The 12,692-nt window shown below is 62.3% G+C and carries 11 protein-coding genes and 2 pseudogenes; 7 read left to right on the top strand and 6 right to left on the bottom strand.

Features of this window, described 5'->3' with window-relative positions; genetic code table 11:
* The first annotated feature begins 19 nt into the window (after nt 1-19).
* From M2281_RS12285 to M2281_RS12270, 4 genes and pseudogenes are all read left to right on the top strand, one after another.
* A complete protein-coding gene (locus M2281_RS12285; RefSeq protein ID WP_280821438.1) occupies nt 20-382 on the top strand; it encodes a hypothetical protein in 363 nt (120 codons plus the stop codon).
* A 237-nt stretch (nt 383-619) separates the two neighbouring features.
* The gene (locus tag M2281_RS12280) at nt 620-961 is read left to right on the top strand and encodes a hypothetical protein (RefSeq protein WP_280821437.1); all 342 of its coding nucleotides are present in this window, start codon (nt 620-622) and stop codon (nt 959-961) included.
* Nucleotides 962-1,164: 203 nt separating this feature from the next.
* Nucleotides 1,165-1,758, top strand: coding sequence for a flagellar basal body-associated protein FliL (locus M2281_RS12275; protein WP_280821436.1), 594 nt, complete (start codon nt 1,165-1,167; stop codon nt 1,756-1,758).
* Nucleotides 1,759-1,779: 21 nt separating this feature from the next.
* Nucleotides 1,780-2,158 (top strand): annotated as a pseudogene (locus M2281_RS12270) (IS3 family transposase); the annotation flags it as partial.
* Between the two features lie 219 nt (nt 2,159-2,377).
* Here the strand turns inward: M2281_RS12270 and M2281_RS12265 are convergent.
* From M2281_RS12265 to M2281_RS12240, 6 genes are read right to left on the bottom strand one after another with little or no spacing between them, the layout of a single operon-like run.
* Complete coding sequence (locus M2281_RS12265; RefSeq protein WP_280821435.1) at nt 2,378-3,901, bottom strand: serine hydrolase domain-containing protein; 1,524 nt, start codon at nt 3,899-3,901, stop codon at nt 2,378-2,380.
* A gap of 15 nt (nt 3,902-3,916) precedes the next feature.
* Complete coding sequence (locus M2281_RS12260; RefSeq protein ID WP_280821434.1) at nt 3,917-4,657, bottom strand: ABC transporter ATP-binding protein; 741 nt, start codon at nt 4,655-4,657, stop codon at nt 3,917-3,919.
* Nucleotides 4,654-5,484 carry an ABC transporter ATP-binding protein gene (locus M2281_RS12255; RefSeq protein ID WP_280821433.1) on the bottom strand — a complete coding sequence of 277 codons (831 nt, stop codon included), beginning with the start codon at nt 5,482-5,484 and terminating at the stop codon, nt 4,654-4,656. Before M2281_RS12255 ends, M2281_RS12260 begins: the two co-directional genes overlap by 4 nt.
* Before the next feature lie 9 nt (nt 5,485-5,493).
* Nucleotides 5,494-6,396 carry a nickel transporter permease gene (nikC, locus tag M2281_RS12250; protein ID WP_280821432.1) on the bottom strand — a complete coding sequence of 301 codons (903 nt, stop codon included), beginning with the start codon at nt 6,394-6,396 and terminating at the stop codon, nt 5,494-5,496.
* A complete protein-coding gene (locus M2281_RS12245) occupies nt 6,393-7,358 on the bottom strand; it encodes an ABC transporter permease (protein ID WP_425537730.1) in 966 nt (321 codons plus the stop codon). The genes nikC and M2281_RS12245 overlap by 4 nt, the downstream gene beginning before the upstream one ends.
* 44 nt (nt 7,359-7,402) lie before the next feature.
* Complete coding sequence (locus M2281_RS12240; protein WP_280821430.1) at nt 7,403-9,001, bottom strand: ABC transporter substrate-binding protein; 1,599 nt, start codon at nt 8,999-9,001, stop codon at nt 7,403-7,405.
* A gap of 316 nt (nt 9,002-9,317) precedes the next feature.
* Between M2281_RS12240 and M2281_RS12235 the strand changes: the two genes are divergently transcribed.
* From M2281_RS12235 to M2281_RS12225, 3 genes and pseudogenes are all read left to right on the top strand, one after another.
* The gene (locus tag M2281_RS12235) at nt 9,318-10,358 is read left to right on the top strand and encodes a dipeptidase (RefSeq protein ID WP_280821429.1); all 1,041 of its coding nucleotides are present in this window, start codon (nt 9,318-9,320) and stop codon (nt 10,356-10,358) included.
* A 313-nt stretch (nt 10,359-10,671) separates the two neighbouring features.
* Nucleotides 10,672-10,867, top strand: a pseudogene (locus tag M2281_RS12230) (SDR family NAD(P)-dependent oxidoreductase); the annotation flags it as partial.
* Between the two features lie 387 nt (nt 10,868-11,254).
* A complete protein-coding gene (locus M2281_RS12225) occupies nt 11,255-12,577 on the top strand; it encodes a DUF3422 family protein (RefSeq protein ID WP_280821428.1) in 1,323 nt (440 codons plus the stop codon).
* Nucleotides 12,578-12,692 lie beyond the last annotated feature (115 nt).

The following is a 12,692-nucleotide window of genomic DNA, read 5'->3' as shown; positions in this document are numbered from 1 at the left end:
CAACTCGAAAGGGATACCCATGCGCAAAGCAATCATGCTGGCAGCAAGCATCACCTTCATCAGCGCCTTGGCGGCGAACGCTCAAGAAACTTCAGTACCACAGCCGCCGAAGCAGGCGCCGGTAGCTACACCCGAAGCACCAAAGATTCAGCGTATCAACGTTGTCGATGTCAGCGAGTTGCCTCAGAAGGCACAAAAGCAGGTCGAACAAGTTGCGGCGCAGGCCGGCGAAGCCAATCTCCAGCAGTTGCGCACTAGCATCGATGCTACCCCGGAGGCGAAAGCCGCGCTCGACGCCAAAGGGGCGACATCTGCACAGGTGGTGGGCACAAGCATGGACACAGATGGAACGCTGACGCTAATCACGAAGAAAAAAACTTAATCAGGTTCTCTAAGCCCCGGTTTCTGCCGGGGCCTTTTTTTTTGGGCTTGCCAGCGCGGGCTCGAAGTTAGCGACCTCTGTCCATCCAAGGCCGACTTTGCTCATTTATCAATAGCGTGGGGACAGTGCTTAAGCTATTGCGCGAGGTAAGGAATGATTGCTTCCTTGCCCGTCCTAATTGTCATTTCGCCGCTCGGCACTAGTTAAGGTGCTACTGTGACCGAGCAGGAGGATGATGTGTCATCAGCATCGCTTTCTCCCACCCGCCGCGAACTGCTCGGCGCTGCAGCCTCCGTCGGTGCCATAAGCTTGCTCCCCGGAGCGCCACGCAACGCACTGGCCGACGAAGCGATCCGCCCCTTCACCGTCAATGTCCCGCAAGCCGAGATAGATGAACTTCGTCGGCGCATCTCTGCCACGTTGGCCGGCCGCAACTGGTTGCTCCAGGAGGTCACTGCACGACTGCCAGGACGACTAAATGAGGGCGACATGACGTTTACCCAGGCGGTTGAGCTCGAGGCAGTGCTCAAGTGTGCAGCCGTCGCACATGGCATCGGGGGCCAGCGCGATGAGAACTGACCGATCTGGTACGCCGAGGACTTGCTGGCCGAGCAGGCCGCTGCCGCTAGGCGGTCGCCGCCAATCACCGGCGGCTGCTTGCCGGCGTTGAGCGTTCACATGACAGCCTACCTGATTGCCGAGCACAAGATCACGGACATCGCCAAGTTCCAGGAATACGACAACTGGGACGGGCGCGTCCTTCTTGCCGGAGTCGAACTGCGATGACGAAGATCCCGACACCTTGCAAGCTGGTGGGCGCATTGCTCGCCTTGTGCCTGATGGTGCTGCCCGTCGCGGCACGGCAGCCTGCGGGCAATCTCGCCAACGCCACAGTACTCATCCTGCGCCATGCTGATAGTCCCGATCATGGCTCTGGCCTTTCAGCCGCCGGCAATGCAAGAGCCATGGCCTATGCTCGCTACTTTCATCCGTTTCGCGCGAATGGCAGCTCGATTGAGCCCAACGCACTGTTTGCAACCAAAGACAGCCAGGAAAGCCATCGGCCGCGGTTGACACTGGAACCGCTAAGCAAGTCGACTGGCCTGCCAATCAACACCCATTTTGCCAACGGCGAAGAAATCGCCCTGGTCGCAGCGCTGCGTGCCCTACCACAGGGGCAGCGCATCCTAATTGCCTGGCATCATGGTCATATACCGAACCTGCTCAAGGCACTGGGCGCCGATCCCGCCGCGCTCCTTCCGGAAGACAAATGGCCTGGTGATGTTTATGACTGGGTGATCGAACTTTCATTCGACGCCAATGGAAAGCTAGCGGCTAGTCGCAGAATCGTGGAGGATCTGTCTGCTTCCCCGTAAAAAAAACAGCACGCTGCGAAGTTGGGATTGTCCGAACGACGGACATGGCGGGTGCTGGATCAGTACCGTTTCAGTCAGCGCAAGATCGCCAACCCCCGAATGACGAGGCGGCCTTGGCCAACGACATCACCGCACTCGCTCGCCAGTATGGTCGCTACGGCTATCGCCGCATGACGGTGATGCTGCACCAGGCAGGTTGGATCGCGGACGTCGAGCGGATATGGCGACGGGAGGGCTGAAGGTGCCACACAAGCAACCCAAACGCTGTCGGCTCTGGCTGACCGACCGCTCAGGCATCCGGCTTCGGCCGTAATACCCCACCCATGTCTGATCCTGCGACTTTATCGAGGATCGAACGCACGATGGGAGGAAAATTCGCATGCGCAATGTGATCGACGAACCCGATCTTCTCAGACTCGCGTAATCTCTTCGTCTCGGCCCGCTCAAAACGCTCCGCATTTCAGATCCATATCAAAGGCAGATGCCGGTGAGCAGCATCGGGCCGGTGACGACGCGCGGCGGCGGCATCTTCGGATTGCGCGCCTTGAGATGCGCCTGCACGGCGTCGAACGTCAGCCCATAGGAATTGGCAGGCGCGGCCGCCTGCCAAGACTATCCGTCAAGTCGGTCTGCCCTTGCGGATGTATTCCATCATCCGGCTGCGGCTGAGCACAAGTTCCAGCCTGTCGCCCCCCAGCCGATTGAGGCAAATGCGCTTGGTCCAGGGGCCATCATGCAGGGTGAACAGATAACGACCGCCGCCGATATCGCTCAGCGGCATAGCCTGGCGCGTCGGACCGATGCCCATCGCCGCGTTGCCGTCCCCGATTTCGAGATGCGCGCCATAGAGCGGTGTTTCCCAGCTTCCATCGAGTTCGGTGCCGGCAGGTTGCGGCGTCACGGGCAGCAGACGGCGCGCGGCATGGCCGATCTCGCCTTCAAGCGCCTCGCCGGTCCAGCGCAGTCGCATGGGCGAGGAGGCCGAGCGCGAGGAGAACCAGCCTTCGCCGTCGTCGTAAAGCGTGTCCTCAGCGTCGAGGCAATTGGCGATGCCATTGCGCATTTCCAGCCACAGTGCGCCCTCGTCGGCCACATAGAGCCCGTCAGGGATCGTGCAGTCGGTACGCGGGAGTTGTTCGCCGGTCAGCGCGGCCATGGCGCTAAGCGCGATCTTGTAGCCGTTCGTGTCTTCACGGTTGGAGACGACGACGCAACCGGTCTTTTCGACCGGATCGAGCAGGAAATAGCTCTTGTAGCCGGGATGCGAGCCGCCATGGCCGACGAATTTGCGCGCGCCCAGCGAGGACCAGCGTAGGCCGAGACCGTAGCCGCTCGGTCGCCCGTCAGCCAGCGGGCGGGTGCCCGAAAGTTTTTGCAAGAGGCCGGTGAATTTGCCTTCGCCGCTCACCAGCGCCTGCGCCCAGCGGGCTAGCGTACGGCCGCTGCCGGCAAGGCTGCCAGAGGCAGAGATATGCAGGCCGGCCGCACTGAGCTGCCACTTTTCCGGTGCTTTCCAATAACCGGGCACGAGACCCGGAACAGGGTCGTTCCAGACGTCGGGGGCCTTTAGGAAGACGCCGATCGGGCCGGCGATCTCGCGCTGGATGAAATCGTCGAAGGCAAAGCCCTTGCGCTCAAGTGCTGCCTCCACCAGCCGGTAGCCGGTGTTGGAATAGGAAACCTCGGTGCCGGCATCAAAGTTCAGCCGCGTCAACGTGGCCAGGAATTCCAGCAACTGCCGGGCTTCCGTCTCGCTGTAGACCGAGAGGCCGAGCAGGGTCAGGCACTCGCGCGTGTCGGGCAGGCCACCACTCATATCGAGCGCGCGCCCGACAGTGACGTCGGCAAGCGGCTTGCGCAATTCGGGCAGATGGACGCCCAGCCGGTCGTCGAGGCCGATGACATTGCCGTGGTGAAGCACCATGGCCGCAAAGGCATGCTTGGTGACAGAGGCGTAGCGCACCACGCTGTCGGCGGTGAAGGGCGCCAGCGTCGACAGGCTTTCGACTCCGCCTGCATGGGCGAAACGTACGCCGTTCGCGTCGAAACCAATGACCACGCCGCCCGGCTCGTTACCGGGCCATTGATCTGCGAAATCGCGGGCGATGGACGACGCGGCCTGCCAGCCGGATTCAAGCGACATGATCTTGTTCTCCGCTCAGACCGGGTCTTCGAGATTGACGCTGAGCGCACGAAGCTCCGAGGTGTGCGGATGCTTGGTGCGGCCGGCGCGCAGATCTTCGGCGGTAAGCTGCTCCACCATCTCGCCGCCGAGCATGACGCCCACCTCCGGGCACAGATGCGCAATCACCGCGAGGTTGTGGCTCACCAGCACATAGGTCAGGTTCTTGGCCGCGCGCAGATCGGCCAGGAGGTTGAGGATCTCCGCCTGCACCGAAACGTCCAGCGCGCTGGTGGGCTCGTCTAGCAGCAGCACCTGCGGCTCTGCGATCAGCGCGCGGGCGATCGCCACGCGCTGGCGCTGGCCGCCGGAAAGCTGGTGCGGAAAGCGGAAGCGTACCGCCTTGGGCAGTGCGACATCGGCCAGCGCCTGCTCGATGCGATCCTCGATGTCGCCGATGCCATGCACCAGCAGCAGCTCACTTAGGATGCGGTCGATGGTCTGGCGCGGGTGCAGCGAGCCGAACGGGTCCTGGAACACCATCTGCACCTGCCGGAAGAAAGAAGCCGGCAGCTTGCGCGGCATGTCCTGCCCGCCGAAGCCGATGCGGCCGGTCCAGCTGGCGTTCAGCCCGGCCATGGCGCGCAGGATGGTGGATTTGCCTGAGCCGCTTTCGCCGACGATGCCGAAGCTGCCGCCCTTGGGTACGCTGAAGGAAACACCTTTGACGACTTCGCGGTCGCCAAAGCTGATGCGCAGCTTGTCTACCTCGATCATGGGTTGAGCCATCCTGCATCGCGATTGAGAACCGGCAGCCGATCTCTCGGATGCGTGAGCGAGGGAATGCAGTCGAGCAGCCCGCGCGTATAGGCATGCTTGGCATGCATCAGCTCGGATGCCTTCAGCTCTTCCATCACCCGGCCGGAATACATCACCATCACCCGGTCGCAGAAATGCGAGACGAGCGGCAAGTCGTGGCTGATGAGGATCAGTCCCATGCCGCGGCGCGAGACGAGGTCCTCGATGAGACGCAAGATCTCGGCCTGTACTGTTGCGTCGAGCGCGCTGGTCGGCTCGTCAGCGATCAGCAGTTCCGGATCGGGTGCCAGCATCATGGCGATCATGACGCGCTGGCCCATGCCGCCCGATACTTCATGCGGGTAGGATTTCGCCACCGCGCGCGGGTTGCGGATCATCACCTGGTCGAGCAAGTCGATGGCCGCTTCGTCGGCCTCCTTGCGGCCGCCGCGCTTGTGAGTACGCCACGCTTCGGCGACCTGGCTGCCGATGGTCTTGACCGGGTTCAGCGAATATTTCGGGTCCTGCAGGATGAAGCCAGCACGCTTGCCGCGAATCTGGCGCATGTCGCGCTCGCTGGCGGCGAGCACATCGATGCCATCGAAGCTCAGCGTGTCGGCGGTGACCCTGGCGATGGAGGGCAGGAGCTTCATCAGCGCGCGCGCCGTGAGCGACTTCCCCGAGCCGCTCTCGCCCACGATGCCGAGCTTTTCCTTGCCGAGCTGCAGGGAAACGCCGCGCACGGCCTCGAACCGGCTGGTGCGCGTCTCGAAAGCGATACGGAGGTTCTTGATATCGACCAGCATCGCCTTCTCCTAGTTCTGCTTCGGATCGAGCACGTCGCGCAGGCCATCGCCAAGGAAGTTGAAGGCGAGCGAGACGAGGAAGATCGCAATGCCGGGAATGGTGGCGACCCACCATTGCTCGAAGATGAAGCGCTTGGCTGTGGCGATCATGGCACCCCATTCAGGCGAGGGCGGCTGCGCGCCCATGCCGAGGAACCCAAGGCTCGCGGCGGTGATGATGATGGAGCTCATGTCGAGCGTGGTGCGCACGATCAGGCTCGGCACGCACAGAGGCGCGATATGCCTGGCGATGATACGCCAGGGCGAGGCCCCGGTGAGGCGGCTGGCGGCGATGAAATCGCTCCGGCGGATGGTCATCGTCTCAGCGCGCGCCAGGCGCGCATAAGGCGGCCATGCGGTGAGCGCGATGGCGAGCACCGCGCTTTCCACGCCGGGCTTCAGCGCAGCGACGAAGGCAAGCGCCAGGATGAGGCGCGGGAAGGCCAGGAACACGTCGGTGACACGCATCAGCGCGCTGTCCACGATACCGCCGAAATAGCCAGCCACGCAGCCGACGGCGAGCCCGATCGGCGCGACGAGCACCACCACGGCAATCACCATGCCGAGCGTGACGCGCCCGCCATAGAGCATACGCGAGAGGACATCGCGGCCAAGCTCGTCCGTGCCGAACCAGTGTTCGGCGCTGGGCCGCGCAAGGCGGTTGCTGAGTTCCTGATAGCCCGGATCATACGGGGCAAGCAGCGGTGCCAGCAGCGACAGGATGATGAAGGCGACAATGATGAACAAGCCCATCATCGCCAGCGGGTTGGACTTCAGGTTGAGCCAGATGCGGTAACGACGGCCCCAGGCCGCCTGCGAGCGAGACGCCGGCGTCTCGTCCAGCGCCCAGCTGTGAAAGGAAGCGGGTATCATCGAACGCGAGGATCCAGAACTTTGTAGAGGATGTCGGCAAGCAGGTTAAGGCCGACATAGATGACGCCGATCAGCAGCGTTGCGCCGACCACCGGGTTCATGTCCGCATTCATCAGCGAGACGGTCAGATACTGCCCGAGCCCCGGCCAGGCGAACACGGTTTCGGTGACGACGGCGCCTTCCAGCAGGCCGGCATAGGTTAGCGCCAGCACGGTGACGAGCTGCACGGCCACAGTCGGGAAGGCATGCTTCCAGATGACGGCCGCGGCCGACAGGCCCTTGGCACGGGCGGTAATGACGAACTCGCCCTTCAGCGCATCGAGCATGAAGGCGCGTGTCATGCGGGTGATGTAGGCCATGGAGAAATAGGCGAGGATCACCACGGGCTGCACCATGTGCGCCAGCGCGTCCCAGAAGGAATCCCAGTCTCCGGCGATGATGGAATCGACCGTCAGCAAGCCGGTGACATGCGGCACCATGCCTTCGAAGATGATGTCCTGCCGGCCCGGTCCGGGCGCGATGCCGAGGGCGGCGTAGAAGATCAGCAACGACAGCAGCGCCAGTACAAAGACCGGCACCGAATGGCCGGCAAGGCAGACGACGCGGATGATCTGGTCCGTCAGCTTGCCCTGGCGCACTGCTGCCCAGACGCCGAGCGGAATGCCGATGATTGCCGCGATCAAAAGTGCTGCCGTGGCTAGCTCGAGCGTCGCGGGGAAATAACGGGCAATGTCCTGAGTGACGGGATTGCGCGTCAGGATGGACTTGCCGAAGTCGCCGTGGACGATCTGGGACAGATAATGCACGAACTGGAAGACGAGCGGCTGGTCCAGCCCCATTTCCATCCGCACGCGGTTGATGACCGCTTCGGGGGCGTTGTCGCCCACCGCCGCGATTACCGGATCGACCGGCATTACCCGGCCGATCATGAAGGTGACGATCGCAAGCCCGAACAGCGTCATGATGACGCTGCCCAGGATGCCCGCCAGTTTTCTCAGCCCGTTGCTCAAGCCTTGGCTATCCTTGCGTAGGAGTGGGAGTCGGACAGCGTGCCCAGATGCATGCCCGTCACATCCTTGCGGCAGGCCGCGATCTCGGTCTTCTGCAGCATGATGATGAAGGGGCTGTTCTGCATGAATTCGCGCTGCAGATCCTGGTAGAGCTTGATGCGCGTTGCCGGATCGCGCTCGTCACGCGCGGCCACCGCCTTCTTCGCGAACTCCTCGTTCATGTAGGACGAGCGCCAGGCGAACGGCTTGGTCTTGGCGTTGTCGGAATTGTCGGTGTTGTTGCAGAACACGTCGACATTGGTGTTCGGGTCGAAGTAGTCCGACCCCCAGGCCGTCAGGGCCATCTGGTGCTCGCGGGCGCGCATTTTGGTCAGAACCTGGCGGTTCTCGGCGGCCTGAAGTTGCACGCGGATGCCGATCTCGCGGAGATTGGCCTGGATGGCCTGCGCGATGTCCGGATAGGGCTGGGCCGAATAGTGGTCCATGACGATGTCGAAGCCGTCGGCGAGGCCGGCCTCGGCCATCAGCGCCTTGGCCTTCTCGGTGTCCTTGTGGAAGGGCGTGTCGTTGACGGCGCCGGCGAAGCCGTCCGGAACGACGGTCTGGTGAATCTCATGGGTCAGCGGAACGATGTTTTCCTGGATGCCCTTGTAGTCCACGGCCCACTTGATGGCTTCCCAGACCTGCGGCTTGGCGAGGTTTTCGTTCTTCTGGTTGAGCGACATCAGGATCAGGCCGGCTACGCCCTTGCGGATCACATTGTAGTTCTCATCGCCCTGCAGCACACGAAGCTGCTCGGTGGTGAGGTTACGGGCGATGTCGGCGTCGCCCTTCTGCAGCATCAGGAGCTGCGAAGACGGATCGACCACATGGCGCAGGATGATGCGCTTGACGTTGCCCTTGTAGGCGCCGTTCGGGTTGACCGAGAGCATAATGCTCTCGCTCGGCTTCCACGAAACCAGCACCCACTCGCCCGAGCCGGCGCTATTCTTCTGCAGCCAGCCATTGCCGAGGTCGTCGCCCGAGGCGTTTTCCAGCACCACCTTCTTCTCAACGATGCTGCCGACGCTGGACGACAGGCAGTAGAGCAGGAAGGCCAGCGAGGTCGGCGTCTCAACGGTGAGCGTCAGGGTGCTATCGTCCACGGCAACAATCGACTTCTCAACGTTGTCGGGAGTGAAGCCGAACTGGTTAATGATGAAGGCCGCCCCCTTGTCCATTTTGATAGCGCGCTGGAGCGAGAAGGCGGCATCCTCGGCGGTCACCGGCGAGCCGCTGGCGAACTTGGCTTCGCGATTGATCTTGAAGGTGAAGACCTTGCCCTCGGCGTCGGCTTCCCACGAAGCGGCGACGCCGCCCTCTATCTTTTCCGGATCGTCGAAGGCCGGGTGCACAAGGCGCTGGTAGATGTTGGAGCAGATTTCGCTGCCGACGGCCTCAAAGCTTTCGTGAGGATCGAGGCTCGTCATGTTGTCGAGCTGCTGGGCAACGACGAGGATGTCCTGACGGCCGGCGGCAAGGGTGGGGATAATGCTGGCATAGGATAGGAACGGCAACGCCGCGCTTCCAACCAAAAAACCACGTCTCGAAATCATACGCTATTCCTTCCCAGTGACCGGTGGAGAAATTTTGCCCAGGGCTGCAAGACCGCTTTGCCTAAGGCTGAGTACGGCCATTTTCGGGCGGGCCCTATCACGATCGCTAATATTCGGGCCAATGCCGATTTTGTCGCGTGTTATGCAGAATTTGCATTCAGTCCGCGAGCGGCTGGCGATTTGGTATGGATTCATGCAGAAATGGAATGGAAGTCCGCCGAAATCGCATTTGCCATTTCCGGATCGAGGGTCCACTTAGGCAGCCCACGTGCGGACTCGTCCATCTTCCCACCATGCGCAGAAGGTTTAGCAGTCGATGACGACAGATTCGATCATTCCCGTCTTTGATGGCCATAATGACGCATTGCTGCGTCTACATATGTCTTCGGAGCCAAATCCCGAAAAGCGCTTCATCGGAGGGGAGAATGCGGGGCACATCGATCTGCCGCGGGCGCGCAAGGGCGGGTTGGCGGGCGGCTTGTGCGCGATCTACGTGCCGTCGCCGTCGCGCGAGCTGGACGCCAATGGTGACTATCCGACGCCGAGCCATGTGGACGCGCTGAACACGACGCTGGCCATGGCGTCGATGCTGGCGCGCATCGAGCGCGCGTCCGAAGGGGCCTTGCGCATCTGCCGCACCGCCGACGACATCCGCGCCGCGATAGCTGCTGGCGCCTTTGCCTCCGTCTTCCACATCGAGGGAGCCGAAGCGGTGAGCTCCAATCTCGATGAGCTTTATGTGCTGCACCAGGCAGGCCTGCGCACGCTGGGGCCAGTCTGGAGCCGCCCCAACATTTTTGCCTATGGCGTGCCGTTCCGCTTCCCGAGTTCGCCGGACATCGGCGTCGGCATCACCGATGCCGGCAAGGCGCTCATCCGCGCCTGTAACGAGTTGAAGATCATGATCGACCTGTCGCATATGAACGAGCAGGGCTTCTGGGACATCGCCGCAATTTCGGATGCGCCGCTGGTGGCTTCGCACTCCAACGTGCATGCGCTCTGCCCGCATAGCCGCAATCTCACCGACAAGCAGCTCGACGCGATCAAGGACACCGGCGGGCTGGTGGGCCTGAATTTCGGCGTCTCCTTCTTCCGTGAAGACGGGCAGAAGAACCCGGATACGGCAGTGGAAGGGCTAGTTCGCCATGTCGACTACCTCGTCAATCGTCTCGGCATCGACTACGTGGCTCTGGGCTCGGATTTCGATGGCACCACCATTCCCGCCGCGATGCGCGACGCCGGCGACCTGCAGATACTGATCGAAGCGCTTCGCAAGGCCGGCTATGACGACGCGGCTCTGCGCAAGATCGGCCACGAGAACTGGATCAGCGTGCTGGAGCGTAGCTGGGCAAACTGAACCGCCCTATCCGTAAGGGGCGTTGTCAGGTTCTGATGTTGGGCGTGGAGAGACCTCTGGCAGAAAAATCAGGTGAGGCTTCGGGCCAGAGCTTTCCAAATCCGCCACAGCGTCGAGGCGATGGGTGTGGGCCTGAAATGCGGAGCGTCTTGAGCGGGCCGGAATGTACTACATGCGCCGTTATGGGCGGGTGAATTCTTAGACGATCGGCCCCACCGTTCGTGCACTCTCAGTCAAAACGGAATGCAGTGGCAGGCATGACGGCTTCGCCCGCTTCGGCCATGATGTCACCTCGAAACGGAGAGGAGACATTATGCGTTTCAAGGACAGAACCGCCTTGGTCACGGGCGGTGGAACGGGCATCGGCGCGGCGGTAGCACGCCGCATACGTGCCGAAGGGGGCAACGTCGTGCTGGTTGGCCGCCGTCCCGAACCACTCCGGGCCGTGGCCGATGAAATCGGAGCCACGGTCATTGGATGCCGCCGACACGGCCTCGATGAAGGCCGCTATCCCTTATTGTCTCTGCCGCTTAACGATGTTTGCCGCGGTAGCCTGTTAATCTACTTTCAGACGCTTCCATTCGGTGGCACCATTTCGAGCTGTTCTCGGATACGCTCAAGCGGAAATCATTGTCGGCGATCACGCGTCGATAACGCGCGATCAACTCGCTGACGCCCTGGGCGACCAGCGCCAAAGCATCACGTCGTTCAAGGCTCGCCCCGCAGCTCCTTCAGGGTTGTGAAGAACCGCAATGGCTCTCTCTGGAGGTAGAGTGACATGTTCGGGCAGTCGGAAAGCGCGCTTCGATTTGGCGTTTGCGCACGGGTGTGGTTTTCTCTACAGCGTCTCGCCAATCTGATCGTCTCGCCAATCCGACTATTGAGGAATCCCGTTGATGACTGCCAAGCCGTCGTCTCTTGAATTCCTGCCGCGTGCAACCGGCAGCGTCATGGGTTTTCCAGCGCACGCCGAGCGCGCGGGCGCTCTCGGCGAAGTTCATTCCCGCCCGCATCCTCTGGTCGAGACGCCACGTGTTCTTGTCCAGCTTTCCTTCATGACCGAGGCCGGGTCTAGTGTCGATCACGCGGTCCTTTGCGAGCTTTCACAACGCCTGGGCATTGCTGCTCCGGACCGCCAGGCGCGCCACCACGCAATGAAATGGGGTCAGGGTTCAGTCCGCTGGGAGCGGCACACTGAATTTTCGACCTATCTTTGGGAAGGCCCGCTCAGTGAAACCGGTCGTGCCTGGGAGGATTCTCCATTCGGAAACGGCTTCAACCCGCCAGGGACCGTGATCTCGGGGATTCGGCTCGAAATCCGCAAGTGGACGCCGGCGAGCGACGAGCTAGTCGCCAGCTTCGACCCCACGAGCCTGTGTTATTCCGTAGTAGAGAACGGTGCGGCGGCCATCGTCACGGACTTTCGTCAGGACGGTGATGGATTGACCCGCATGTTGGTACTCGACCGCGGTATGACACCCGCGCGCACCGGCGCATTGTCACAGCGGTTGATCGATACCGAGACCTATCGAACCTTCGCAATGCTCGCCCTGCCGATGGCGCTCTCGCTGTCGAGCCGAGTGCGCCGCATGGAAGACCGTCTCGCCCAGATCACGCGGGAAATGAAGGCCAGCGAGGCGCGCGACAGCCAGACGTTGCTCGCCGACCTCACAGAACTCGCGGCCGAGCTCGAGGCCGATGCCGCCGCCAGCCTCTATCGCTTCGGCGCCAGCCGCGCGTATGACGGCATCGTGCGCGAGCGGTTGGAGGCGCTGGAAGAGGAGGCGGTGCCGGGTTACCAGACCTGGGCCGGCTTCTTGCAACGTCGCGTGGCTCCTGCTATGCGCACCTGCCGGTCGGTCGAGGAGCGGCAGGCCAACCTCTCACGCAAGCTCACCCGCGCCACTACGCTGTTGCGCACATGGGTGGATGTCGAGGTTGAGAAGCAGAACCGCAATCTCCTCGCCTCTATGAACAACCGCGCCCGGCTTCAACTGCGGATGCAGCAAACGGTCGAAGGCCTTTCTGTGGCAGCCGTGTCCTATTACGTCGTCGGCCTCGTCGGCTACCTTGCCAAGGGTGCGTCCGTCGTCAATCACGCCTTTCCTCCCGAAGCCGCCACCGCTGCTGCAGTCCCGCCCGTGGTGCTTCTGGTCTGGTGGGGTATCCGGCGGATCCGTCGCGCTCATCAGGAACATAAGTCGCCAGATGCCGAATAGGCCTACGCCGATGGTGAACGCAGGTCGTTCATCGGGAGCGTCGCCCAATGGCCCGGGCGTGCCAAAATAAGAGCTCAGCAATCTCATGCGCCGCGGATGGCGGCCCGACACTGCC

This window comes from Pseudaminobacter soli (ex Li et al. 2025), assembly GCF_029892515.1.
Taxonomy (GTDB): domain Bacteria; phylum Pseudomonadota; class Alphaproteobacteria; order Rhizobiales; family Rhizobiaceae; genus Pseudaminobacter; species Pseudaminobacter soli_A.
The sequence above is the reverse complement of the archived record's forward strand: the minus strand, read 5'-3'. Positions and strand labels throughout refer to the sequence as shown.